Raw genomic sequence first — 24,192 nt, 5'->3', positions numbered from 1 at the left:
CCCTGCGCTACGCTACGCGTCTGGGCTCAAGTACCCTTCCGGGGTTCATGATCGAATCAGGATCAAGTGCTGACTTGATGGCTCGCATCATGCCTAGCGCCACGGGCGACTTGTAGTTTGGCAGTTTTGCCACCTTCAGGCTGCCAATGCCGTGCTCGGCGCTGATGGATCCCTCATGACGAGCCACGCAGTCGAACACCAGAGTGTTGATGCGGTCCTCATTCTCAAGCAGAAACTCACGCGCATTGCCGCCTTCAGGAGTTTGCACGTTGTAGTGCAGATTCCCGTCGCCCAGATGGCCGAAGTCGACCAGCCGCACGCCGGGAATTTCGCGTGCCAGCAGCTCGTCTATTTCGGCAACGAACGCAGGAATGCGCGAAACCGGGATGCTGACGTCGTGTTTGATATTCAGCCCTTCCTCCGACTGAGCCAGGGGAATGCTCTCGCGTATATGCCAGAGCGTGTGGGCCTGGGCCAGGTTCTCGGCTACTACGGCATCGGTCACCCAGCCAGCTTCCAGGGCAGCTTCCAGCAGGCGTTCGAATTGCGCACGGGCGTGTTCCTCGCTCTCCTGGTCGGAGTCTTCCAGCAATACGCACCAGGGCGATTCTTGCCACAGGGGAACGCGCAGTTGTGGAAGATGTTTGTCGACCAGACTCAGCGAGAACTGGTTCATGACCTCGAAGCCGGTCAGCCCCGCGCCCAGTTGCTTCTGCGCCAAGCCGAGCAAATCTACCGCCGCCTGCATGGAAGGCACGGCCGCCCAGGCAGTAAGCCTGGCTGCGGGCATGGGGTAAAGCTTCATGGTGGCAGCGGTAATGATGCCCAGAGTGCCTTCACTGCCAATGAACAGGTCGCGCAGATCGTACCCGGTGTTGTCTTTGCGCAAACCGGTGAGGCCGTTCCAAACCTCGCCTTGTGCGTTGACCACCTCAAGGCCAAGGCAAAGCTCGCGCGTGGCCCCGTAGCGAAGCACTTGGGTGCCGCCGGCGTTGGTGGCCAGGTTACCGCCGATCGTGCAACTGCCCTCGGCGGCCAGGCTAAGGGGAAACAGGAAGCCGGCAGCTTCTGCGGCTGCCTGAAGGTTTTGCAGAATGCAGCCGGCCTCGACCGTGATCGTCAGGTTGGCGGGGTCGATGGCGCGCACCGCATCCATGCGGCGCAAGCTGAGCACCACCTGGGTGCCCGTTTCATCAGGCACCGAGCCCACGGCCAAACCTGTATTGCCGCCTTGCGGCACAAGGCTGACACGCTGGCTTGCGCAAGCCCGCACCACCGCCGCCACCTGTTCCGTGTTGGCTGGGCGCACGACCGCCAGGGGGCAGCCCTCGGCACGCTTACGCCAGTCTCGCGTGTAGGCGCTCAGATCCCCCTCGGTCAATACATGCGCGGGGCCGACAATGCCGCGCAAGGTTTCAAGCAGAACGGAAGTAGGCATAACTTTATCTTGACGTAGAGGCGTTTGAGGTGGCGGCATCGTTCGCATCCTTGGCTTGCCTGGCATCCTTGGCATGCTTTTGACGCAAGCGCACGTGCAACACGCAGGCAGCGAATAGTACGAAACACAGCAGCACTTGCACGAGTGCCAGAAGATTACTCGGAGGGCGATCCCCGCTGGCGCGCACAATCCCCTCGGTGACAAACAGCCACACAAATAGGGAAGTCCAGCGGTAGGTATACATACGATTGCGCAGCAGGCCGGGCAGCGGAAGCGCCAGCGGCAATGCCTTCAGCGCCAGCCAGGAGCCCCCTGGGCGTAGCGGTGCCAGCCACAACTCCCAGGCCAGTACAAGGGCTATGAGGGCCAACAGGCTTGCCACGGCAACCATTCGCGTGCGACGAACGTCCGAGGGCGCCTGAACGGAAGAAGATGAAGGGTCAGATGAGTCGTGCATGAGCGGTGGCATCATACCGGTCATGAAGCTGCAAATTTTGCTGCATACTTTGCGAGGGCGTCTGAAGGGGTTCGTCACCGATGTGACGGACTTTCCAGTCTTACCCACTGCGTCCACTCTCTGGCAACGCTTCAAAGAAGATCGGCTCGGCTTGACGGCCAGTTCCCTGACGTTCACGTCCACCCTGGCACTGGTCCCCTTTTTTGCCGTCGTGCTGTCCGTGTTCACTGCATTCCCGCTGTTCAGCGAGTTCAAGAATGCCTTGGAGCAGTGGTTGATCGACAGCCTCATTCCGGCCAGTATCTCGCACAATGTGCTGGATTATCTGACCCAGTTCGCAGGCAAAGCCAGTGAATTGGGAGTGGTCGGCGGCGCTGTGCTTTTTGTCACCGCGCTGTCCTTGGTGCTCACTATTGACCACACGTTGAACGACATCTGGCGGGTCAGCACCAAAAGGCCGCTGGGACAAAGGGTGCTGGTGTACTGGGCGGCGCTCACACTGGGGCCGTTGCTCATGGGCGGGAGTCTGGCCATTACGTCCTACGTAGTCACGCGCTCGCGTGGATGGCTGCCAGATCTGCCTGGCGGCGTGAATTTCTTGCTCGATTCCATCCAGTTCGCCCTGATGGTCGGCGGACTGACGCTGCTCTACCGTTTTGTGCCCAACACGCCGGTCAAGTGGAAGCACGCGCTCGCTGGCGGCGTGTTTGTGGCGGTGTGCATGGGGTTGGCCAAGAAAATTCTCGGTTGGTACCTCTCAAGCATGCCGACCTACTCCCTGATCTATGGCGCCTTCGCAACGGTGCCCATCTTGCTGCTATGGATCTACCTGTCGTGGTTGATCGTTCTGTTTGGGGCGGTCATCGCCGCGTACCTGCCCAGTCTGCTCTCGGGGGTTGCCAGGCGTGGCGGCGGTCCGGGCTGGGATTTCCAGCTGGGCTGTGAAGTCTTGCAGGCGCTGGCCCGCGTACGAGGCGCCAAGGCCCGAGGGTTGACCCAGCCCCAACTGGCCAACTGGTTGAAGGTGGACACACTTCAACTCAGCCCCGTGCTTGGGAGCCTGGAGTCCCTTGAATGGATTGGCCATCTTGCCACGACGACGGAGAACGAGCAGCCGCGCTACGTACTGTTAGTGGAGTCAGCACAAACCCCGCTCAAGCCGCTGATGGAGCGCTTGCTCCTGACGCCCGACGACACACTCCAGGGTTGGTGGGGACACCAAGGCATCGCAGACCTGACCTTGGCCGACATCTTGAGTCAAGGCAAGCCCCTCTGAGCGGTTGAACAGACTCATGAGAGAAAAACTTTAAAGCCCAAAACGGCGTCCCTGCCTTTGTAGGAGCGGCTTCAGCCGCGAAGGGTCACCGTCATCAATGGCGTCTTGTGCTCCGAACGAAACCCTTCGCGGCTGAAGCCGCTCCAAAGACAGAACCTGTCGAAGTAGTCGTTCTTGTCTCAACTAAGCCTAGATCCGGCAGTTGGACGCGCCCGAGCTGGTCGTCATCGGGTGCGCTGGCAAGGGTTTGAGCCGCGGCTCCGAGGGCGCCTGCGCGCCCTCGGACGGCTCAAACATGCCCAGCCTCTGGCTGGGTTGCGCCCTGCCAGGGTGAGGACGCCGCAGGCTCGTGCCTGCAAGAACGAGCAACGCCGCCAGCGTGCCCGAGGGCGGCCTGATCGGGTGCGTAGCGCTCTCACCAAATGGGTGAGCGTTATCGGAGCATAGAAATCGAGTGTTCATGCGGCTTTCCTGAAGATTGCAAGCGGTCAACTGGATCTAGGCTAAGTGCCATACGCTCTAAGCCTTGCTACTCGGAAAGAAATTCCCTCAGTGCAAGGAGCACCTCATCCGGCGCTTCGGTCATCAGTGAATGTCCCGCATTCACCTCCACCAGTTTTGCCAGACGCGCATGAGCGGCGAGCGCTCGGGCGGCCTTAGGCGGCGTCATCTGGTCGTGGCGTCCGATCAGGAACAGGGTAGGGCAGTGCACAGTGGCCATGGCCTGTTCACCGTTCGCATAGCTGTTGCATGCCGTGAAGCCCATATGGAAAACGTTGTCCTTCGGGTTGCTGGCCAGCATGCGACGCATTAGGGCGCGCGAAGCTCCGTAGAGCCAAGTACCAGGGCCCAGGGCGGACGGAGGCGGTGCCAGCGTGGAGTGCGAGAACTGGTTGACCATGGCAATCGCCTTCTCGGGTGCCTTGAGAGAGCTTTCCAGCAATGCGGGCGACACCTTCATGGGATACGCCGCACCGACCATGACCAGGTGGCTGACATGTGCCTGTGCCCGGGCCGCGGTCTCCAGGGCGATAAGCGCGCCAAAGCTGTGTCCTACCAGCGCCACCTGGCTTAAGCCTGCGGCCTCGAACAGTGCGATCATTGTCTCGGCCGCCTCTTCCACCGTGGCAGGTGGATCTCCGGCGCTCTTGCCCTGCCCGGGCAAATCAATGGCCAGCACGTTCCAGCCGTGGTGGGCCAGGTAGCGGCTTTGCAGAATCCACACACTGTGATCATTCAGCACGCCATGAATGAAGATGACAGTGGGCTTGGCAGCATCGAATGTCTTGCCGCCCGTGTAGGCGTACAGGTCGTGCCCTTGGACATTGAGGAACATGATGCTTAGTCTCCCGCCTTCTCTGCAGCCTTCAGGGCGCGCTTGAGGTCGTCAATCAGGTCATCGGCGTCTTCCAGCCCGATCGACAGCCGAATGGTGCCCGGGCTGATGCCCGCGCCTGCCAGCGCGTCGTCGCTCATGCGAAAGTGAGTCGTGCTGGCCGGGTGAATTACCAGGCTGCGGCAATCTCCTACGTTGGCGAGGTGGCTGAAGATCTTGAGGTTATCGATGAACGTCTTGCCTTGTTCGCGGGAGCCCTTGATGTCGAAGCTGAACACGCTGCCGGCGCCCTTGGCTCCGTGCTTCAGTAGCTGGTTGGCCAGTGCATGGCTGGGGTGCGATTCCAGCAGGGGGTGGTGCACGCTGGTCACGAACGCGTGTTCACTCAGAAATCGCACCACCTTCTCGGTGTTCGCAAGGTGTCTTTCCATGCGCAGTGGCAGCGTTTCAATGCCTTGCAAAATCAGCCAGGCCGAATGAGGGCTCAAGCACGCGCCGAAATCGCGCAAGCCTTCACGCCTTGCCCGCAGCAAAAAGGCGCCCACGGTGCTTTCCTCGGAAAACACCATGCCGTGAAAGCCATCGTACGGTGCGGTGAGTTCGGAAAAATGCGCGCTGGCGTCCCAGTCAAACGAACCTCCGTCCACGACGACCCCCGATCACCGTGCCGTGTCCGCTCAAGAACTTGGTGGCTGAGTGGTAAACCAGATCGGCCCCATGGTCGAACGGCTTGAGCAGGTAGGGGGTGGTAAGCGTCGAGTCGACCAGCAGCGGCACTCCCGCCTCATGTGCAATGGCGGACACCGTCGGAATATCCAGCACATCCAGCCCTGGGTTACCCACGGTCTCACCAAACAGCAGTCGTGTATTGGGTCTTATAGCCGCGCGCCAGCCATCGATATCGCCCGGCTTCACGAAAGTGGTCTCAATGCCGAAGCGCCGCATGGTGTAGTGAAGCAGATTCTGGCTTCCGCCGTACAAAGCGGTACTTGCTACGATATGGCAGCCGGCGCCCATTAGCGTTGCAATGGACAGGTGCAGGGCAGCCTGCCCGCTGGCCGTGGTAATCGCGCCGATGCCGCCCTCCAAGGCTGCCATGCGCTGCTCCAGTACAGCGTTGGTTGGGTTACTCAGGCGGCTGTAAACGTGACCCGAGCGCTCCAGGTTGAAGAGTGCTGCCGCGTGGTCGCTGGAATCAAAAACGAAAGAAGTCGTCAAATGAATGGGTACAGCTCGGGCTCCGGTGGCTGCATCCGGTGCCGCGCCAGCGTGTACGGCGAGGGTATCAAAGCCGGGGTCGGCGTAACCTGGCATGCGGAATCTCCTGCTTAATTTGTTACGGCCATGTTCGGCCAATATGTGTCATTGTGGGCTATATTTCTCATGAATCTATAGTAGGTGCCGAAAGGAGCAAAGTATGAAAGTCAGCGACATCTTGCGTGTGAAGGGCAACGCCCTGTATACAGTCACGCCTGATGAGCATCTTGCTCATGCAGTTACCGTCATGGCTGAGAAAGACATAGGCTCCCTGGTCGTGATGGAGCATGGCGAACTGGTCGGCATACTCACCTTCCGGGAGGTCATCCAGACACTCGTGCGTGTGAAAGGTCATCTGGGCGATGTCCCGGTGCGCACATCCATGGACGACCACCCGCTCACCTGCACACTAGAGACCGACATGGACGAAGTGCGCCGCATGATGCTCGACCGCCATGCCCGCTACATGCCCGTGATGGACCGAAAAATGCTTATGGGCGTAGTCAGCTTCTACGACGTTGCCAAAGCAGTGGTCGACAGCCAGAACTTTGAAAACCGAATGCTCAAAGCCTACATCCGTGACTGGCCCGAGGAAGAGGCTCCAAGCTAAACCGCTCGAAGGCCAACGGCAATAGCGGCCTTCGCCGAGAGCAAGAATGCCGAGCTGGAGCTCAGCGATTCCAGAAAAGCCATCTTCCCCTGGGACCGCCAAGCTCCAGCTTGGCAACAGCGGCTTCGCCGAGGGCAAGAAAGCCGAGCTGGAGCTCAGCGATTCCAGAAAAGCCATCTTCCCCCTGGGACCGCCAAGCTCCAGCTTGGCAACAGCGGCTTCGCCGAGGGCAAGAAAGCCGAGCTGGAGCTCAGCGATCCCAGAAAAGCCATCTTCCCCTGGGACCGCCAAGCTCCAGCTTGGCAATAGCGGCTTCGCCGAGGGCAAGAATGCCGAGCTGGAGCTCAGCGATCCCAGAAACGCCACCTTCCCCCTGGGACCGCCAAGCTCCAGCTTGGCAATAGCGGCTTCGCCGAGGGCAAGAATGCCGAGCTGGAGCTCAGCGATCCCAGAAACGCCACCTTCCCCCTGGGACCGCCAAGCTCCAGCTTGGCAATAGCGGTGTTTGCCGAGAGCAAGAATGCCGAGCTGGAGCTCAGCGATCCCAGAAACGCCACCTTCCCCCTGGGACCGCCAAGCTCCAGCTTGGCAATAGCGGCTTCGCCGAGGGCAAGAATGCCGAGCTGGAGCTCAGCGATCCCAGAAACGCCACCTTCCCCCTGGGACCGCCAAGCTCCAGCTTGGCAATAGCGGCCTTCGCCGAGAGCAAGAATGCCAAGCCGGAGCTAGGCGGTCCCAGGTTCCCAAGGCCGAGCGAAGCAATGGCCCGAAAGGTCTTCCAGCCCCTCTGGATGTGCCGAGACGCGCACCCAAATTCCCCTCCAGTGGAGGGGTGCCCGAAGGGCGGGGTGGTTTGCCTTCCCCACCAGCGCCTCGTTAAGGGCAAAGGACATGCAGCGCTCGGTGTATCTCAAAGAAACCACCCCGTCAGGCTTCGCCTGCCACCCCTCCACCGGAGGGGAATCTGGATGGAATGCCATCTGGCTCCACTGAATAGCACCCCGTCAGTCATCGACTGCGGCTTACCAATTCCCCTCCGTCGGAGGGGTGCCCGAAGGGCGGGGTGGTCACAGCGGTTAACGATTCACAGCGCCCTCTTGAGCGATAGAGGCAAAAATCCCCAGGGCCGAGGGAAGCATTGGCCCGAGCCTGGGTCCCACCCCACCCCAACCCCACAACAGTACCACCCACCACTCACCGCCAAAAACCAACAAAGCAAATTTTCCGAAGTCCCAGCCACCCCGCCGCATCGCGAGATAATCCCCCCATGAGCGGCAACACCTTAGGCACCCTATTCGCGGTGACCAACTTCGGCGAATCCCATGGCCCAGCCATCGGTTGTGTAATTGACGGCTGTCCCCCCGGCCTCGCTCTTTCGGAGAGCGACATACAACCCGACCTTGACCGCAGGCGCCCCGGAACCTCCAAATTCGTCACCCAACGCAAAGAACCTGATCAGGTCGAAATCCTCTCCGGCGTCTACCAGGGCCAGACCACCGGCACACCGATCTGTCTTCTCATTCGCAACACAGATCAACGCAGCAAGGACTACGGCGACATCGCTCAATCCTTCCGCCCAGGTCATGCAGACTACACCTACTGGCGCAAGTACGGTGTCCGCGATCCTCGTGGCGGAGGAAGATCGTCGGCGCGTTTGACAGCCCCCACCGTGGCAGCTGGCGCAGTGGCGAAAAAGTGGTTACGCGAGAAATTTGGCACCACGTTTCGCGGCTGCATGACTCAGGTTGGAGAACTTGCGATTGGCTTCGAAGACTGGGCGCATGTAGACGACAACCCCTTCTTCGCACCAGTGGCGGACGTCTCCGCGATCGAAGAGTACATGAACGTCCTGCGCAAATCGGGCGACTCCTGCGGTGCGCGCCTGCGGGTTACCGCCCAGCATGTATCCGTAGGACTGGGAGAGCCCCTATACGATCGGCTTGACGCCGACATCGCCAAGGCCATGATGGGTTTGAACGCCGTCAAAGGCGTTGAAATCGGTGATGGCTTCGCCAGTGCGGCGCACAAGGGGAGCATGCATGGCGACTCTCTACTGCCCGGCGGTGGCTTTGCTACCAATCACGACGGGGGTGCTCGGCGGCATTAGCACCGGGCAAGACCTCGAAGTGGCCTTGGCCATCAAGCCCACCAGTTCCATCCTGATACCGCGTGATTCAATAGATACCGCTGGGGCGCCCGTGGAAGTGATCACTAAGGGCCGGCATGATCCCTGCGTCGGTATACGCGCCACCCCCATCGCCGAGGCTCTGCTGGCGCTGGTGGTCATGGAGCATGCGTTGCGCCAGCGCGCCCAGTGCGGCGACGTGACTCTGCCGATCGGGTTCAAGTGAACTCAGGCAAGCTATGCTAAATAATCAGTGAACAAAATGGGTCCCCCGGCCGAAGCTGTGAGCCGCATCTCTGAGGCCGACTGGGTAGAGGCAGCCAGATACGACCTGCTCGTCACGGGAATGTGCTCGACCAATGGCTTGATGCTGGTCATGATAGGCATGATGAGCATGCTGTTGTATGCGTATGTGCCCTACTGGCAGCTGTCAACCTGGATGGTGGCAGCCTTGGCGGTAACAGTGCTGCGTTTGAACTACTGTAGACGCTTTGCCCGCCTTGGAGGCACGCAATCGATTGAGGCAAGGCTAAGCTTTGCTCGTCGTAACAACTGGATCTGGCCGCTCTACGGTTTCGTTTGGGTCGGCTCTTCATTTCTTGTTCTGGACGAGGTGCCCCCGAGGTTGGGTGGTTTCTGCTGGATGCTGATTGCAGGAACTGCCGGAGTAGCTGTACTGCGGCTTTCCGCCGACCTGAGGGTGGCGCGAATGTATCTTTTCGCCGCCATCGTCGCTTTGACGGCAAGCATGGGCCTGCATTTCCTGCTTGGGCTTGGGGCCGATCAGGAATATGGCTTCATGTTAGCGGCCATCATGGCGGCTTACCTGTTGGTCTTGTTTCGCGTGGCAGCCGCACAGCATGAAGGGCATTTGCGCAGCATTGAGCTTCATTATCACAACGAGCGCCTAATCCATTCCCTCAAGCGGCAGACCCGGATAGAGCGCGAAGCCATGATCTTCAAAGATCGGTTTCTCGCCAGTGCCGCGCATGATCTCAAGCAACCGGTGAATGCCCTCGGCATTTACGCCGAATGGCTGACAAACGAGCCTCAACTAAGTCCGGAACTGGCGCCTAAAATTCTTCAGGCGGCCAAAGCAGTTAATACTTTATTCGACTCCATGTTTGACCTGGTCAAGCTGGATTCTGGTCACTACAGGGTGAAACTTCAACCTGTCGACATTCCAAGGCTGCTGTCGGATCTGGAAATTCAGTTTCGTCCCATGGCTACCCAGAAAGGGCTCTCGTTGCGCGTGCGCCCACCGGTGGTCACTATGGTTAATAGCGATCCGGCCATTTTGCAGCGCATACTGGGCAATCTTCTGACTAACTCGATCCGCTACACCAGGCAGGGCGGGGTCCTGCTGGCCGTACGCAAAGAGCCCCAGGGGTTGCGCTTTGAGGTGTGGGACACGGGTATTGGAATCCCGCTTGTCGAGCAGAAGCGAATATTTGGCGAGTTCTACAAAGTGCAGTCCGCCGGTACCGAGGAAGGCTTTGGCCTGGGCTTGACCATTGTGAAGCGTTTGGCCGGGTTGCTGGGCTATCGGGTCAGTGTTCGCTCACGTCCTGACCAGGGTTCTGTTTTTTGCCTGCATGTACCCCTGGACTCGCCCTAGGAAGAATGCCACTTACTTAAGACAAGAACGACGACTTCGAGAGGTTCTGATTTTGTAGGAGCGGCTTCAGCCGCGAAGGGTCACCGTCATCAATGGCGTCTTGCGCTCCGAAGGACACCCATCGCGGCTGAAGCCGCTCCTACAAGCAAACCCTCTTTGTTTCTCCCCGGAACGCCGGGCGCCGAAAGGCCCCTGGGAAGCTCTAAAGCCGCTCCTAGACGGCTCAAGGCTGAGTGTCCTTAACGCAAGTCAGTGAAACAATTCCGGCCCGGAATTGAAAAGGACGTCAGGTCATCACGACGTCAGCATGCCGTTGACACGAGCATAGTGGAGCGTCTGGGTGCGGCTCTTGACTCCCAGGCGCCGAAACAGGCGCCACAGGTGCACCTTCACGGTGTGTTCACTAATACCTAAGCGTTCGGCAATATCACGATTGGAAAGGCCTTCGTCCAGCATCACAATGAGCTGCCTCTGGCGCTTGGTGAGCTTGGTCTCCGGTGTCCCTTCGCCTTCCTCGCCTTCGGCTCCTGTGCCTTCGGGCTGAAGCAAGGCGCGCAAAGTAGCAGCGATTTCGTTCGCGGGGGTCGATTTTTCAATATAGGCGTCAGCGCCCGCTTCACGGCACCACTCCTCCACGTCAGAGGCTGGCGTAGCTGAGATCACGGCCAAAGGTACGTTGGGGTAAGTGGCTTTCAGCACCCTGACCCCAGATATACCCACCGTATCGGGAAGCTTTAGATCAAGGCACAGAATTTCCGGTTCGCCGCGCTGTGCGACAGCACGCTCAAGATCGGAAAGCTGAGAAAGCTCCACCACTTCCGATCCCGGTCTCACGCGACGCAAAAGCATTACGATGGCGTCGCGCATCAAGGGGTGATCGTCAATTACATAAATGGCCATAAATATCTCCCTGCAACTTTTATCTTATATGCTTAGTTATTGTGGCCCTATCAGTACCTATATTCTGACCTAACAAGTGGATGAGTTGTGAAAATGTATGCTTTTTACACGTTTTTCTCACGAAATGCACGTTCTAGCACTTCGTAAATGGCTTCAGTCTTAACGTTTGTCGAAGGTTCGAACACTTCTTGCAAGTCAGCCAACGCAGCAGATCCCTCTGATTGCAAACGTTTAACCGCTTGGCCGGCCTCTTGCGGGGAATCGAATCCTTTGCTTTGAATCAGTACTTGGCCGGACGCATCAGTAAGCTTGAAATAAAAGCGGCCATCTTTTTCGCGGTACTGCTTGAACTGCGCAACGCTGCCCTTGCTTTGTTCTTTGCTTCTTGTTGAAGCCGCCTTGGCACCCAATGCACGCAGACCAACGGCCGTGCGCAACTCCGCCATGAACGGTATGGCCATGGCACGCGCTTTTTCAGCTCCTGCCTGCAGAATTTCCTCCACCTCGGCCGGATGAGATATGAGGTGCTGGTAGCGTTCACGCATGGGCCCGATTTCATGATCAATGCGCTCGAACAATTGTTGCTTGGCGTCGCCCCAGGAAATGCCGTCGGCGAAGGCCTTGGCAAACGATGCGGATTCCGCTTGGTTTGCAAAAGCGCGATATATGGAAAACAGTGCTGAGCCTTCCGTTTCCTTGGGCTCGCCTGGTGCGCGTGAGTCGGTGACGATCCCCATGATTTGCTTGCGCAACTGCTCTCGGGGGCTGAACAGAGCAATCGTGTTGTCGTAGCTCTTGCTCATCTTGCGGCCGTCCAGGCCGGGCAGAAGGGCCACGTTGTCGTCCACCACCGCCTCCGGCAGTACCAGCCGTTCGCCATAGAGGTGGTTGAAGCGCTGCGCGATGTCGCGGGCCATTTCCAGGTGTTGCACCTGATCACGCCCCACAGGAACGCGATGCGCCTTGAACATGAGAATATCCGCGGCCATCAGGACGGGATACATGAACAACCCGGCGGTGACTTCGAAGTCCGGATCCTGGCCGGCGGCCTCATTTTTGTCCAGGGCGGCCTTGTAGGCGTGTGCCCTGTTCAAAATACCCTTTCCGGTGACGCAGGTGAGCAGCCAGGTGAGTTCCGGAATTTCAGGGATGTCGCTCTGGCGGTAGAAGGTAACCTTGGCGGGATCGAGTCCGGCCGCTAACCAGCTGGCTGCAATCTCGAGCGTGGAACGCTGTATGCGCTCCGGATCGTCACACTTGATGAGTGCGTGGAAATCTGCAAGAAAGTAGAAGTTTTCAACCTGCGGTTGCCGGCTCGCACGCACGGCGGGTCGAATGGCACCTACGTAATTGCCCAGGTGTGGCGTACCGGTGGTGGTAATGCCGGTGAGGGAGCGGGTAGTGGCGGAAGAGGTCATGACAACGAAAAAATCTAGCGAAGCAGGGCTGCCAGAGGGCTCAGCAGCAGTTCAAGGAAGCCAAAGGTGAGTGACATCAGGGGTTGCATCCATAAATTGCTGATCACACCTGCAACCACCAGCGCCATCACGATAAAGAAACCCCAAGGTTCGATGCGGCTGTACGGAATGGCCAGATTTGTTGGCAGCAGACCGCTGACAATGCGCCCGCCATCTAGCGGGGGCAGCGGAAACAGGTTGAATACGAACATGACCACGTTCACCAGCACGCCGGCGCGGCACATTTCCAGAAAGAAACGCTCGTCGACGGCAGCTCCGCGCAGCAGGTAAAGCCCGATGGCCCATGCAAACGCCTGCAGAAGGTTGGAAGCGGGCCCTGCCAGCGCCACCCAGATCATGTCCCGGCGCGGGTTTCTGAGTTGTCCGAAGTTCACTGGCACCGGCTTGGCGTAGCCAAACAGGAAGGCGCCGCTGGTGGCCACGTACAGGAACAGCGGCATGGCAATGGTGCCAATCGGGTCGATATGTTTGAGCGGATTGAGCGTAACCCGGCCCAAAATGGTGGCGGTGTGGTCGCCAAAGTGCCGGGCTACATAGCCATGGGCGGCCTCATGTACGGTAATGGCGAACAACACCGGCAGGGCGTAGATCGCAATGGTCTGAATGATGTTGGCAATATCCACGGATCAGAATCTCAAGAGCTTCCCAGGTGCTTGTTGGCGCCCGGCGTTTGTGGAGAAAAAAGGAGTTTCTTGTGGGAGCGGCTGCAGAGGGTGTCGCAAAATGGTCCCGTTCTTTTCCCCTCTCCCGAAAGGAGAGGGAGTTCATCGCCACGGCCACACCAATCACTTTTGTGAGCCCCTCTAAAGAGGCTGTCGCAAAAGTCTTTTTCCTCAAGGCTTCTGCTCTTCCCGTCATTCCCGCGCAGGCGGGAATCCAGTTCAACATCTCTAGCGCCCACTGGATTCCCGCCTGCGCGGGAATGACGAGAGGGGGTGGGAAGGGATGTTTAAGGACTTTTGCGACACCCTCTAAAGCCGCTCCTACGAATGCAGGAACGACTGAGACCGCTTCGGGCTTTAACGCGTTGCTTCTCAAGAAGTGTCTCATGTCAGGCCGAGGTCAGCCGGATCGCCGCGCCCTTGGCGCAGAATTTCAGGTTCGCTGCCAGTCAGATCGATCACGGTGGTTGGCTCCGAAGGGCAGCCACCGGCATCGATCACTCCGGCAATCTGGCGCTCCAGCTTCTCGCGGATCATCTCCGGATCGTTCAGGGGCGCATCTTCCCCAGGAAGGATCAGCGTAGTGGCCAACAGCGGCGCACCATGCAGCTCGATCAGTTCCAGCAGCGTCTTGTGATCTGGCACCCGCAGCCCAATGGTCTTTCGCTGTGGGTGGCTGACCCGGCGCGGCACTTCCTTGCTGGCTTCCAGCACAAACGTGAAAGGGCCAGGCGTGCCAAGCTTGAGCAACCTGAATTGGGCGTTGTCTACCCGGGCATAGCTGGACAATTCGCTCAGATCCCGGCAGATCAGGGTAAAAAATTGCTTGTTATCGAGCTTGCGAATGTTTCGCAGGTTGTCGGCAGCAGCCTTGTCATCCAGGTGGCAGACCAGGGAGTAACTGGAGTCGGTTGGAACGGCCAGCACGCCGCCTTGCTGGAGCAGTCCGGCGGCCTGCTTCAGCAGCCGGGGCTGCGGGTTCGTGGGGTGGACGCTGAAATATTGGGCCATGTCAGTGTATGCGTTCGCTCAAAGCTGACCACACGGTGGGCAGGCCTGCGGGCAGAGGAGGCAGCTTGCCGAGGTCGGTATGGCTTTCGTCGGGGCTGTGGAAGTCGCTGCCACGCGAAGCCAGCAGATCGAACTCGCGCGCCATGTCCGCGTAGCGCACCGCTTCGGCCGCTGAGTGGCTGCCGGTGACTACCTCGACGCCCTGGCCGCCATGCTGTTTGAACTCTGAAAACAGCGCATATTCAATGGTAGGCGAAAAGTTGTAGCGCGCCGGGTGGGCGATAACTGCAACGCCGCCGCTCTGGGTGATCCAGTTGACGGCGTCCCCCAGCTTGGCCCAGCGATGCGGAACGTACCCTGGCTTGCCTTCGGTCAGGTATTTGCGAAAGACCTCTCCCGTGTCGCGACAGACGCCTGAATCCACCAGGAATCTTGCAAAGTGGGTGCGCGAGATCAGCCTTGGGTTGCCCACATACTTCAGGGCGCCCTCGTAAGCGCCATGAATGCCGACCTTCGCCAGTTGTTCGCCCATTTCAATGGCGCGGGGCCCTCGTCCATCGCGCGTGTCGGCCAAGCCATCGGTCATGCGAGGATCAGTGTGGTCGAACCCAAGGCCAACGATGTGCACGGTGGTGTCGGCAAAAGTGACGGAAATCTCTACTCCGGTCAAGTATTTCAGCCCCTGTGCCTGGGCTGCCTCCAGCGCACGCTGCTGTCCGCCGACCTCATCGTGGTCGGTGAGAGCCCACAGATCCACACCATTGGCTTTGGCCCGTGCGGCCAGAACCTCGGGTTCGAGTGTGCCGTCGGAAACGGTGGAGTGGCAGTGCAGATCGGGATTGGTAGGAAAGGTCACTCCCCGATTCTATAGAGACCCTTAAGCGTCGGCATTTTGTGGCTACTCATGGTGCTCCTTCCCCCACTGGGGGCGCCCGGCGCAGGGGAAGGTTCGGATGGGAGCACGCACAGCGCCAAATCTTGCACGCAGCTTCCACTGGACTATGATCCCGAGCATCCGTGGACGAGCGAGGCGCAAATGGCCCAAAAGCAAGCCATGACTTCAGAGGTTGCCGAAAGCAAGGCCGACAATGTCGCCCACGCAGGGCTCACCAGCGCCGAAGCCGCTGCACGGCTCGCCCGGTTCGGCCCCAACCAGCTGAAGGTGCATCGGCAAAGCGTGCTGCTGCAGTTTCTGGCGCGCTTTCGCAACCCGTTGGTGCTGATCCTGCTGGCTGCCAGCGTGATATCGGCTGTCACCGGAGACGCCACCAGTTCGAGCGTAGTCGCTGTCATGGTGATGCTGTCCGTGATTCTCGACTTCGTGCAGGAACACCGCGCCGGGCAAGCCGCCGAGAAGCTGGCCTCGCAGGTGGCCCTCCTGGTTAGAGTGCTGCGCAACGGCACACCGCAAGAAAGACCGGCGGCCGAGTTGGTTCCGGGCGACGTGGTCCTCCTGTCAGCCGGCGACCTGATCCCCGCGGACGCCCAAGTGATCGAGGCTCAGGACTTCTTTGTCAACCAGGCCCTGCTGACTGGGGAGCCGTACCCGGTCGAACGCCATGCTGCACCCGCGTTGTCTGAATCCGAGTGGAACCCCGAGACGGACAGCGCCATCTTCATGGGCAGCTCGGTGGTCAGCGGCTCAGCGCGTGCGGTGGTCATGCGTACCGCCAAACACACTGCCATCGGACAGATCGCCAGCACCCTGGAAAAGCCGGCACCGCCTACCGCCTTCGAGGTCGGCACGCGCCAGTTTGGTTTGCTGATCGTGCGCTTGACCATGCTCCTGGTGCTATTCACCTTGTTGGTCAACGTGGCCTTTCACCGGCCGTTGCTGGAATCCTTCCTCTTCGCCGTGGCGCTGGCGGTGGGGCTGACGCCAGAGTTGTTGCCGATGGTGGTCTCAGTCACGCTCGCGCGCGGGGCTCTGCGCATGGCGCAGGCGAAAGTCATTGTCAAGCGACTAAGCTCGATCCAGGACATGGGCGCGATGGACGTGCTGTGCACCGACAAGACAGGCACCTTGACGGAAGCCCGCATCCGGCTTGAGCGCCACGTCGATCCAACAGGCAAGGAGAGCGAGCGTGTGTTGGAACTGGCCTACTTGAACAGCTACTTCGAAAGCGGACTGAAAAGCCCGATGGACGACGCCATACTGGCTCACCAGCACATCGACGCCAGTGGCTGGATCAAGATCGACGAAGTTCCGTTTGACTTCGAGCGTCGACGCGTTTCGGTGTTGATTGAGCGCGGTGCCGACAGGTTGCTTGTGGTTAAAGGGGCTCCTGAGGACGTGCTGCGTCTGTGCACACACTATGAGGTCGAAGGCCAGTCAGACTCATCGGAAGATTTGAATCACCCCGTACCCTTTGACGGCGAATCGAAAGCGCACGTTGAGGCACTGTTTGATCGCCTGGGTGCCGAAGGCTTCCGCGTGCTGGGCATCGCCTACAAGCGCGAGCCCCAGACCCTGGTCGATGCGGTGGTGGACGACGAATCCGAACTCGTATTCGCCGGTTTTGCCGCTTTCCTTGATCCGCCCAAGACCAGCGCCAAGCCGGCACTCGCGGCACTGGCCGCCAGTGGCGTCGCGGTGAAGATCGTCACCGGCGACAACGAACTCGTCACCCGCCATGTGTGCGCCGAGCTCGGAGTCTCTGTGACCGGGGTGCTCACCGGGTCCGAGATTGCGGTCATGAACGATGACGCTTTGCGAGCCCGCGTAGAGGAAGTCAATCTGTTCTGTCGTGCCAACCCGCAACAGAAGAACCGCGTGCTGCTGGCCCTCAAGAGTCGCGGCCATGTGGTGGGATACATGGGAGACGGCATCAACGATGCCCCCTCGTTGCACACCGCCGATGTCGGCATATCGGTGAGCAGCGCGGTCGACGTGGCCAAGCAGGCCGCCGCCATGATCATGCTGGAAAACGATCTGAACGTGCTGCACGCTGGCATCACCGAAGGGCGGCGAACGTTCGGCAACGTCATGAAATACATCATGATGGCCACCAGCTCCAACTTCGGCAACATGGCCAGCATGGCGGCAGCCACGCTTTTCCTGCCATTCCTGCCAATGCTGCCTTTGCAGATTCTTCTCAACAACTTTCTTTACGATCTCTCCGAGCTGCCTCTCCCGCTGGATAACGTCGATGAGCAGGATCTGGCCCAACCGCGCCGGTGGGACATGCATTTCATCCGTAGTTTCATGCTGAGTATCGGCCCCATCAGCTCCGTGTTCGACTTTCTGACATTCTGGCTGCTGATGAAGGTGTTGAATGCTGACGAGCGACTATTTCACACCGGTTGGTTCGTCGAATCACTGGCAACCCAGGTACTCGTCATCTTCATCATTCGCACGCGCGGAAACCCGCTCAAGAGCCGACCGCATCCAGCCCTTCTTCTGACCTCGCTTTTCATCGTGGGAGTGGCGATGATCCTGCCGTTCACACCCTTGGCGCAGGTGCTGGGCTTTTCACCCTTGCCGGCCGAATTCTTTGGCCTGCTGGCAGGCCTGATGATCGTCTATTTGGTACTGGTGGAAATAGTCAAACGCTGGTTTTATCGCCGGTTGGCGGCGCAGCGCGGGATCGCATCCTGAATCGTGTCCGCCCAGAGTCCGCGGGTCAGATTTCCCGTGTCGCTGTCATCAGTCAATAGCTGCCACGCCTTCATACTGACTGTGGCTTACCAATTCCCCTCCGTCGGAGGGGTGCCCGAAGGGCGGGGTGGTTCAGCCTAGCCCACCAGCGCCTCGTTAACGGCAAAGGACGTGCAGCGTATGGTGATCCCCAAAGAAACCACCCCGTCAGGCTTCGCCTGCCACCCCTCCACCGGAGGGGAATTGGGTTCGAATGCCATCAGGCCCCACCGAACACCACCCCCGTCAGTCATCGACGACGGCTAACCAATTCCCCTCCGTCGGAGGGGTGCCCGAAGGGCGGGGTGGTTCAGCACGACCCCTGCCGTCCCCACCATTCCCGAATCATTGAGCACGCACGAGAGGTAGTCAAAAGACAAGAAGGTACGGCGCTCGCTACCCAGGTGAAGTTCTTTGCGAACGCGTGAGCTGCCATGCAGAAAATCACGATCGGCACCACGCGATCGGTTTCCATCAGTTCGGCCAGATCCAGACAGTACCTCCCGGGCCGGTAAACGGAAAACCGAACGCATCAAGCGTAACCCATCAAACAATAGAAATCTGACCCAAATTTCTACTGATCAATGTTGACGCCTGTTGGAGTTGAAGCACATGCCTTGAAGTGAGACCCTGAAACGCCATCGTTTGGTTTTCAGACCAGTTGATTCTAGGGCGATAGCGCGCGCCCCAATGTCGCCAGAACAAAAGAGCAAGGGATCAAGGAACCAAGGCGCGGCCCATTTACACTATTCAAATGACCATTAAGCGCAAAGCCTGCATCGCTGGTGCGTTCGAGCACCCCACCCGCAAAGCTCCGGACAAGACCGTACCGCAACTTCATTTCGAGAGCGCCATGGGTGCGCTGTCAGATGCCGGGTTGAAGCTGTCAGACGTAGACGGCTACTTCTGTGCCGGAGACGCCCCCGGCCTCGGCCCCATGAACATGGCCGAATACATGGGTTTGAAGCCACGCCACATAGACGCCACCGACATTGGCGGCTCTTCCTACTTGGCGCATGTTTCCCATGCGGCGCAGGCCATCATGGCGGGCAAATGCGACGTGGCTCTGATCACCCTGGCGGGCCGGCCGCGTTCAGAATCTTCCAGTGGCCTGAAGCCCCGAGCTTACGGCGCCAACCTGCCAGACGAGCCATTCGAGTCCCCCTATGGCATGTTGACCGTCAACAACTATGCCATGGTGGCCGCGCGCCACATGTACGAGTTTGGCACCACGCCCGAGCAATTGGCGTGGGTAAAGGTGGCGGCATCGCACCATGCTCAGCACAACCCCAACGCCATGCTGCGCGACGTCGTCACTGTAGAAGACGTTATCCGTTCTCCCATGGTGTCTGACCCGCTGCACCGTCTGGACTGTTGTGTGGTCAGTGATGGGGGAGGGGCGCTGGTGGTGGTCAGGCCAGAAATTGCGCGCTCACTCAATCGGCCCATTGTGAACGTATTGGGTGCAGGCGAGGCGCTAAAAAACACCAACGGTGGCCGGCACGACGTCACCTATTCTGCTGCGCAGCGTTCGGGCGCCGCGTGCTTTGCTGAGGCCGGTGTTAGCCCTTCTGACATTCAGTACGCATCCATTTACGACAGCTTCACGATCACCGTCATCATGCAGATGGAGGATCTGGGTTTCTGCAAGAAGGGCGAGGGCGGCAAGTTCGTGGCAGACGGCAATTTGATCTCGGGTGTAGGCAAGCTTCCTTTCAACACCGACGGTGGTGGGCTCTGCAACAACCATCCTGCCAACCGTGGCGGCATCACCAAAATTATTGAAGCCGTGCGTCAGCTTCGTGGCGAAGCGCACCCGGCGGTGCAAGTCAAGAACTGTGGTTTGGCGTTGGCGCAAGGTACTGGCGGCGCCTTGGGTTCGCGTCACGGAAGCGCCACACTCATCCTTGAAAGGCAATAAGCATGTCCACCCCTTACCAAGACCGCCCGATCACTGCGCCCACGGTATACCCCGACAACCAGCCTTTGTGGAATGCGGCGAACGAAGGCAAACTGTTGGTCAAGCACTGCAAAGCCTGCAACCAGCCGCACTGGTACCCACGGCCGTTGTGTCCATTTTGCGGCAGTACCGACACCGAGTTTCGGGATGCTGCTGGCACTGGCATCATCTACACGTTGAGCGTCACGCGCAAAGCCGGCCCCATACCCTATGCCATAGCCTACGTCACCCTTGACGAAGGCGTCACTATGCTCACCAACATCGTCGACTGTGACCTTGATTCGGTGCGCATTGGCGACAAAGTCCGGGTGGTCTTCAAGCCCAGCCAAGGCGGCCCCGCAGTCCCCATGTTCACGCCAGCCTGACAACAGCGGCGTTCGCCGAGAGCAAGAAAGCCGAGCTGGAGCTCAGCGATCCCAGAAAAGCCATCTTCCCCTGGGACCGCCAAGCTCCAGCTTGGCAACAGCGGCTTCGCCGAGAGCAAGAATGCCGAGCTGGAGCTCAGCGATCCCAGAAAAGCCATCTTCCCCTTGGGACCGCCAAGCTCCAGCTTGGCAACAGCGGCTTCGCCGAGGGCAAGAAAGCCGAGCTGGAGCTCAGCGATCTCAGAACAGCCATCTTCCCCTGGGACCGCCAAGCTCCAGCTTGGCAACAGCGGCGTTCGCCGAGGGCAAGAAAGCCGAGCTGGAGCTCAGCGATCCCAGAAAAGCCATCTTCCCCTTGGGACCGCCAAGCTCCAGCTTGGCAACAGCGGCTTCGCCGAGGGCAAGAAAGCCGAGCTGGAGTTCAGCGATCCCAGAAAAGCCATCTTCCCCCTGGGACCGCCAAGCTCCAGCTTGGCAACAGCGGCTTCGCCGAGGGCAAGAATGCCGAGCTGGAGCTCAGCGATCCCAGAAAAGCCATTTTCCCCTGGGACCGCCAAGCTCCAGCTTGGCAACAGCGGCTTCGCCGAGGGCAAGAAAGCCGAGCTGGAGCTCAGCGATCTCAGAACAGCCATCTTCCCCCTGGGACCGCCAAGCTCCAGCTTGGCAACAGCGGCTTCGCCGAGGGCAAGAAAGCCGAGCTGGAGCTCAGCGATCCCAGAAAAGCCATCTTCCCCTGGGACCGCCAAGCTCCAGCTTGGCAACAGCGGCTTCGCCGAGGGCAAGAAAGCCGAGCTGGAGCTCAGCGATCCCAGAAAAGCCATCTTCCCCCTGGGACCGCCAAGCTCCAGCTTGGCAACAGCGGCTTCGCCGAGGGCAAGAATGCCGAGCTGGAGCTCAGCGATCCCAGAAAAGCCATTTTCCCCTGGGACCGCCAAGCTCCAGCTTGGCAACAGCGGCTTCGCCGAGGGCAAGAATGCCGAGCTGGAGCTCAGCGATCCCAGAAAAGCCATTTTCCCCTGGGACCGCCAAGCTCCAGCTTGGCAACAGCGGCTTCGCCGAGGGCAAGAATGCCGAGCTGGAGCTCAGCGATCCCAGAAAAGCCATTTTCCCCTGGGACCGCCAAGCTCCAGCTTGGCAACAGCGGCGTTCGCCGAGGGCAAGAAAGCCGAGCTGGAGCTCAGCGATCCCAGAAAAGCCATTTTCCCCTGGGACCGCCAAGCTCCAGCTTGGCAACAGCGGCTTCGCCGAGGGCAAGAATGCCGAGCTGGAGCTCAGCGATCCCAGAAAAGCCATTTTCCCCTGGGACCGCCAAGCTCCAGCTTGGCAACAGCGGCTTCGCCGAGGGCAAGAATGCCGAGCTGGAGCTCAGCGATCCCAGAAAAGCCATTTTCCCCCTGGGACCGCCAAGCTCCAGCTTGGCAACAGCGGCTTCGCCGAGGGCAAGAAAGCCGAGCTGGAGCTCAGCGATCCCAGGATTCCAGGGCTGAGCGAAGCAATGGCTCGAGTCAGGTTCCGAAGCCCCCTTGACGTGCCGAGAAGCGCATCCAAATTCCCCTCCACCGGAGGGGAATTAGATAACCCTCAGCGCCGCTGACTAACCAATTCCCCTCCGTCGGAGGGGTGCCCGCAGGGCGGGGTGGTCACAGCGGTTAACGATTCACGGCGCCCCCCGCTATTCATAGAGCCCAAGCCACCCCAAGGCCGAGCGAAGCAATGGCCCGAGTCAGGCCCCCCGCCCCTCTTGACGTGCCGAGAAGCGCAGGGCGAGGGGTGGGCAAGGCCACTGCAAGATGGCCTTGCTTCGTGAACTAGCTCGCTGCGGCTGTTTGAACGTAGAGAACGCAGTGAACGAAGAGAGTTCCGGAGCGCCACCCCTTGAGCTGGTGTGGTATGCGATGCTAAGCGGTGCTTATGGCCCAGCGAATTTGGTTTCCTGGTTAGGCGCAAACCGCATCGATACCGGGGGTATCGAGAGGAGTTGCAACGACGCCAGGGAGCCAAAGGCGCGGATCCATATGTGCCGATTAGCGTTGAGCACCACACCCTTATCGCAGGATGCCCGTAGCGAAGCGCAAGGACGCGACCGGATAGGGCGGCAAGTGGGGTCCGCCTTTTTTTGGTTACTGTTTTTGCGGCCGGCGATCCGGGCGGAGCAAAAAAGTAACTGCGCCGCCGGGCGCAAATCCCGGCCGACGGCCTAACTCAAAGAGCAGAACCCAATTTCCAGCCACCAAAAATCGTAATCTGACCCCAATTGCCCCCAAAAATCGTAATCTGACCCCAATTGCCCCGAGAGTACGTTCGCCTCACCTTTGCGCAATCCCTCTTGCTCGCCTTGGGCCAGCATGCGTTGACTCCAGGTCTTCATGGTTTCGTCATTTCTTCGCTAAACATCAAGCCGGAGAAAGAGGGTTGAGTGGCTGTACCGAAAGCCGCATTCCCATAGCTTTGAGAACTGCGGTCAGAGTGCTCAACGCCGGGTTGCCTTTGGGAGACAGGGTGCGGTAAAGCTGTGTAGGGTTGAGGTTTGCGTGCTCGGCGACTGCTTGAACACCGCCGAATGCCTGCGTCATCTGACCCAGCACCGTCAGCAGTTCAGATTGATCGTCATCCTCCAGAATGCGGTTAATAACTTCCAGAGCGAGCGCTGGGTCGTTGCGGTACAACTCAGCCATTGCTTCATCATGAGTTCTGCTTCTCGTCATACGATCTCCGTTGCCAATCGCGCCAGCAGTGCACTGCGCGGCTGATGTCTACATCTTGCGTGCGCTTGTTCCCCCCGCACAGCAGTAAAACCAAGCGATGGCCCGCCAATCCATAGTAAATCCGATAGCCCGGTCCCACGTCTACGCGTAACTCCCACACACCATCTCGGCAAGGCTTGTGATCGCCGAAATTTCCTTGCTCAATACGCGCTACGCGCCGAATGATGGAGACCTTGGCCTGAACATCGCGCAAGCGTAGTAGCCAATCGATGTAAAGATCCTTCTGCCCACCAGGCGTCAAGTAGTGCTCAATTCGGTACACACTCATTTTCGTTTATAAACGAAAAATAAACAAGTACTCCTGCCATGTAGGCTTGATCATGATGCTTTCATCCATTTCGGTCGCCTCTTCCGGCGCAAAGAACTGAAGCGCTTGCAGCGGATAGTCAAGGATCAAGTTCTTGAAATTCTGGTTGTGGCTGATGGGATCGGGCGTGAATCATTGTAGTTCTAAAGAACTACTAAATTCTGCAGACGCGAGACCCTTGAGGCTCACAGTATCCCGTCAAACTTCACGTATCAAGCGCAGCCCTTCAGATAATCGGAATCTGACCCCAATTTCTCCGAACACCACCCCCTTCAATCATCGACGGCGGCTTACCAATTCCCCTCCGTCGGAGGGGTGCCCGCAGGGCGGGGTGGTTCAGCTTCCCCACCAGCGCCTCGTTAAAGGGCAAGGACATGCAGCGTTTGGCGCTTCCCAAAGAAACCACCCCGTCCGGCCTCGCCTGCCACCCCTCCACCGGAGGGGAATCAGGTTCAATTGCCATCGAGCCCTGCCGACCACCATACTCGTCAATCATCGACGACGGCTTACCAATTCCCCTCCGTCGGAGGGGTGCCCGCAGGGCGGGGTGGTCACAGCGGTTAACGATTCACGGCGCCCCCGCTATTCATAGAGCCCAAGCCACCCCAGGCCGAGCGAAGCAATGGCCCGAGTCAGGTATCCCAGCCCCTCTGGACGTGCCGAGGAACGGAGCGCGAGGGGAGGGCAAGGGCACTGCAAGATGCCCTTGCTTCGTAAACTGACTCACTGCGGTTGTTTGAACGTAGAGAACGCAGTGAACGAAGAGAGTTCCGGGTGCGCCCGTGGTGGCGCTCATTCAGTACGGTGGAAGTCCGTACCGGGGTAAACCAGTTCCCCGTAGCCGAAGGCAACTGCGTCACCGCGAGGTGGGGTGGAGAGCAGCCGGAAGCGAACTGGCGGTCCGCAGGATGACGAACCCGTTTCGGCGGGGTAATGGTGGCGAGCCTGCCTGAACGTGGCGAAGCCTGAAACTCACTGCAAGCGCTGTGC

17 protein-coding genes and 2 pseudogenes are annotated in these 24,192 nt (G+C 59.4%); 7 read left to right on the top strand and 12 right to left on the bottom strand.

Features of this window, described 5'->3' with window-relative positions; genetic code table 11:
• Positions 1-7 precede the first annotated feature (7 nt).
• Both AAAK34_RS14940 and AAAK34_RS14935 read right to left on the bottom strand, forming a co-directional pair.
• Entirely contained in the window at positions 8-1,438 is a 1,431-nt protein-coding gene (locus tag AAAK34_RS14940; protein WP_231698675.1) for an FAD-binding oxidoreductase, read from the bottom strand.
• A 4-nt stretch (positions 1,439-1,442) separates the two neighbouring features.
• The gene (locus tag AAAK34_RS14935; RefSeq protein ID WP_231698676.1) at positions 1,443-1,895 is read right to left on the bottom strand and encodes a DUF2069 domain-containing protein; all 453 of its coding nucleotides are present in this window, start codon (positions 1,893-1,895) and stop codon (positions 1,443-1,445) included.
• Between AAAK34_RS14935 and AAAK34_RS14930 the strand changes: the two genes are divergently transcribed.
• Entirely contained in the window at positions 1,894-3,171 is a 1,278-nt protein-coding gene (locus AAAK34_RS14930) for a YihY family inner membrane protein (RefSeq protein ID WP_231698677.1), read from the top strand. The genes AAAK34_RS14935 and AAAK34_RS14930 overlap by 2 nt on opposite strands.
• Positions 3,172-3,360: 189 nt before the next feature.
• Here AAAK34_RS14930 and AAAK34_RS14925 read toward each other — a convergent pair whose 3' ends face one another.
• From AAAK34_RS14925 to AAAK34_RS14915, 3 genes and pseudogenes are all read right to left on the bottom strand, one after another.
• Positions 3,361-3,633 (bottom strand): hypothetical protein, encoded by a 273-nt coding sequence (locus AAAK34_RS14925; RefSeq protein WP_231698678.1) that lies wholly within the window; start codon positions 3,631-3,633, stop codon positions 3,361-3,363.
• Between the two features lie 67 nt (positions 3,634-3,700).
• Positions 3,701-4,507, bottom strand: a complete 807-nt coding sequence (locus AAAK34_RS14920; protein WP_231698679.1) for an alpha/beta fold hydrolase — start codon at positions 4,505-4,507, stop codon at positions 3,701-3,703.
• A gap of 5 nt (positions 4,508-4,512) precedes the next feature.
• Positions 4,513-5,821: pseudogene (locus tag AAAK34_RS14915) on the bottom strand (O-acetylhomoserine aminocarboxypropyltransferase).
• A 103-nt stretch (positions 5,822-5,924) separates the two neighbouring features.
• Between AAAK34_RS14915 and AAAK34_RS14910 the strand changes: the two are divergent.
• The 3 genes and pseudogenes from AAAK34_RS14910 to AAAK34_RS14900 all read left to right on the top strand — a co-directional run bounded on the left by AAAK34_RS14910 (position 5,925) and on the right by AAAK34_RS14900 (position 10,117).
• On the top strand, positions 5,925-6,374 hold the full coding sequence (locus AAAK34_RS14910; protein WP_231698681.1) for a CBS domain-containing protein: 450 nt from the start codon (positions 5,925-5,927) through the stop codon (positions 6,372-6,374).
• A 1,267-nt stretch (positions 6,375-7,641) separates the two neighbouring features.
• Positions 7,642-8,725 (top strand): annotated as a pseudogene (aroC, locus tag AAAK34_RS14905) (chorismate synthase).
• Positions 8,726-8,761: 36 nt separating this feature from the next.
• Positions 8,762-10,117, top strand: a complete 1,356-nt coding sequence (locus AAAK34_RS14900; protein WP_231698781.1) for a sensor histidine kinase — start codon at positions 8,762-8,764, stop codon at positions 10,115-10,117.
• 294 nt (positions 10,118-10,411) lie between these two features.
• Here AAAK34_RS14900 and AAAK34_RS14895 read toward each other — a convergent pair whose 3' ends face one another.
• The 5 genes from AAAK34_RS14895 to AAAK34_RS14875 all read right to left on the bottom strand — a co-directional run bounded on the left by AAAK34_RS14895 (position 10,412) and on the right by AAAK34_RS14875 (position 15,024).
• Positions 10,412-11,017, bottom strand: a complete 606-nt coding sequence (locus tag AAAK34_RS14895) for a response regulator transcription factor (RefSeq protein WP_231698780.1) — start codon at positions 11,015-11,017, stop codon at positions 10,412-10,414.
• Between the two features lie 104 nt (positions 11,018-11,121).
• Positions 11,122-12,435, bottom strand: a complete 1,314-nt coding sequence (locus tag AAAK34_RS14890) for a tryptophan--tRNA ligase (RefSeq protein WP_231698779.1) — start codon at positions 12,433-12,435, stop codon at positions 11,122-11,124.
• 14 nt (positions 12,436-12,449) lie between these two features.
• Entirely contained in the window at positions 12,450-13,118 is a 669-nt protein-coding gene (locus tag AAAK34_RS14885; protein ID WP_231698778.1) for a site-2 protease family protein, read from the bottom strand.
• A gap of 423 nt (positions 13,119-13,541) precedes the next feature.
• Positions 13,542-14,168 carry an L-threonylcarbamoyladenylate synthase gene (locus AAAK34_RS14880; RefSeq protein ID WP_231698777.1) on the bottom strand — a complete coding sequence of 209 codons (627 nt, stop codon included), beginning with the start codon at positions 14,166-14,168 and terminating at the stop codon, positions 13,542-13,544.
• Between the two features lies 1 nt (position 14,169).
• Complete coding sequence (locus AAAK34_RS14875; protein ID WP_231698776.1) at positions 14,170-15,024, bottom strand: 3',5'-nucleoside bisphosphate phosphatase; 855 nt, start codon at positions 15,022-15,024, stop codon at positions 14,170-14,172.
• Between the two features lie 48 nt (positions 15,025-15,072).
• On the opposite strand from AAAK34_RS14875, the gene mgtA reads away from it, so the two are divergent.
• From mgtA to AAAK34_RS14860, 3 genes are all read left to right on the top strand, one after another.
• Complete coding sequence (gene mgtA / locus AAAK34_RS14870; protein WP_431777447.1) at positions 15,073-17,766, top strand: magnesium-translocating P-type ATPase; 2,694 nt, start codon at positions 15,073-15,075, stop codon at positions 17,764-17,766.
• A gap of 793 nt (positions 17,767-18,559) precedes the next feature.
• Positions 18,560-19,726 carry a thiolase domain-containing protein gene (locus AAAK34_RS14865; protein WP_231698774.1) on the top strand — a complete coding sequence of 389 codons (1,167 nt, stop codon included), beginning with the start codon at positions 18,560-18,562 and terminating at the stop codon, positions 19,724-19,726.
• Positions 19,727-19,728: 2 nt separating this feature from the next.
• Positions 19,729-20,130 carry an OB-fold domain-containing protein gene (locus AAAK34_RS14860; protein WP_231698773.1) on the top strand — a complete coding sequence of 134 codons (402 nt, stop codon included), beginning with the start codon at positions 19,729-19,731 and terminating at the stop codon, positions 20,128-20,130.
• Between the two features lie 2,393 nt (positions 20,131-22,523).
• Here AAAK34_RS14860 and AAAK34_RS14855 read toward each other — a convergent pair.
• Entirely contained in the window at positions 22,524-22,805 is a 282-nt protein-coding gene (locus tag AAAK34_RS14855) for a DNA-binding protein (RefSeq protein ID WP_231698808.1), read from the bottom strand.
• A 7-nt stretch (positions 22,806-22,812) separates the two neighbouring features.
• Positions 22,813-23,163 carry a type II toxin-antitoxin system RelE/ParE family toxin gene (locus AAAK34_RS14850; RefSeq protein WP_231698807.1) on the bottom strand — a complete coding sequence of 117 codons (351 nt, stop codon included), beginning with the start codon at positions 23,161-23,163 and terminating at the stop codon, positions 22,813-22,815.
• Between the last annotated feature and the right edge of the window lie 1,029 nt (positions 23,164-24,192).

Source organism: Ottowia caeni, assembly GCF_050821495.1.
GTDB lineage: Bacteria > Pseudomonadota > Gammaproteobacteria > Burkholderiales > Burkholderiaceae_C > Ottowia > Ottowia caeni.
The sequence above is the reverse complement of the archived record's forward strand: the minus strand, read 5'-3'. Positions and strand labels throughout refer to the sequence as shown.

Excerpts from the sequence above, each read along its gene's own strand:
- AAAK34_RS14855 (WP_231698808.1), bottom strand. The coding sequence starts at position 22,805 with ATGGCTGAGTTGTACCGCAACGACCCAGCGCTCGCTCTGGAAGTTATT.
- AAAK34_RS14860 (WP_231698773.1), top strand. The coding sequence starts at position 19,729 with ATGTCCACCCCTTACCAAGACCGCCCGATCACTGCGCCCACGGTATAC.
- mgtA (WP_431777447.1), top strand. The coding sequence starts at position 15,073 with ATGGTGCTCCTTCCCCCACTGGGGGCGCCCGGCGCAGGGGAAGGTTCG.
- AAAK34_RS14895 (WP_231698780.1), bottom strand. The coding sequence starts at position 11,017 with ATGGCCATTTATGTAATTGACGATCACCCCTTGATGCGCGACGCCATC.
- AAAK34_RS14925 (WP_231698678.1), bottom strand. The coding sequence starts at position 3,633 with ATGAACACTCGATTTCTATGCTCCGATAACGCTCACCCATTTGGTGAG.
- AAAK34_RS14920 (WP_231698679.1), bottom strand. The coding sequence starts at position 4,507 with ATGTTCCTCAATGTCCAAGGGCACGACCTGTACGCCTACACGGGCGGC.
- AAAK34_RS14910 (WP_231698681.1), top strand. The coding sequence starts at position 5,925 with ATGAAAGTCAGCGACATCTTGCGTGTGAAGGGCAACGCCCTGTATACA.
- AAAK34_RS14865 (WP_231698774.1), top strand. The coding sequence starts at position 18,560 with ATGACCATTAAGCGCAAAGCCTGCATCGCTGGTGCGTTCGAGCACCCC.
- AAAK34_RS14850 (WP_231698807.1), bottom strand. The coding sequence starts at position 23,163 with ATGAGTGTGTACCGAATTGAGCACTACTTGACGCCTGGTGGGCAGAAG.
- AAAK34_RS14890 (WP_231698779.1), bottom strand. The coding sequence starts at position 12,435 with ATGACCTCTTCCGCCACTACCCGCTCCCTCACCGGCATTACCACCACC.
- AAAK34_RS14935 (WP_231698676.1), bottom strand. The coding sequence starts at position 1,895 with ATGCACGACTCATCTGACCCTTCATCTTCTTCCGTTCAGGCGCCCTCG.
- AAAK34_RS14880 (WP_231698777.1), bottom strand. The coding sequence starts at position 14,168 with ATGGCCCAATATTTCAGCGTCCACCCCACGAACCCGCAGCCCCGGCTG.
- AAAK34_RS14940 (WP_231698675.1), bottom strand. The coding sequence starts at position 1,438 with ATGCCTACTTCCGTTCTGCTTGAAACCTTGCGCGGCATTGTCGGCCCC.
- AAAK34_RS14930 (WP_231698677.1), top strand. The coding sequence starts at position 1,894 with ATGAGCGGTGGCATCATACCGGTCATGAAGCTGCAAATTTTGCTGCAT.
- AAAK34_RS14900 (WP_231698781.1), top strand. The coding sequence starts at position 8,762 with ATGGGTCCCCCGGCCGAAGCTGTGAGCCGCATCTCTGAGGCCGACTGG.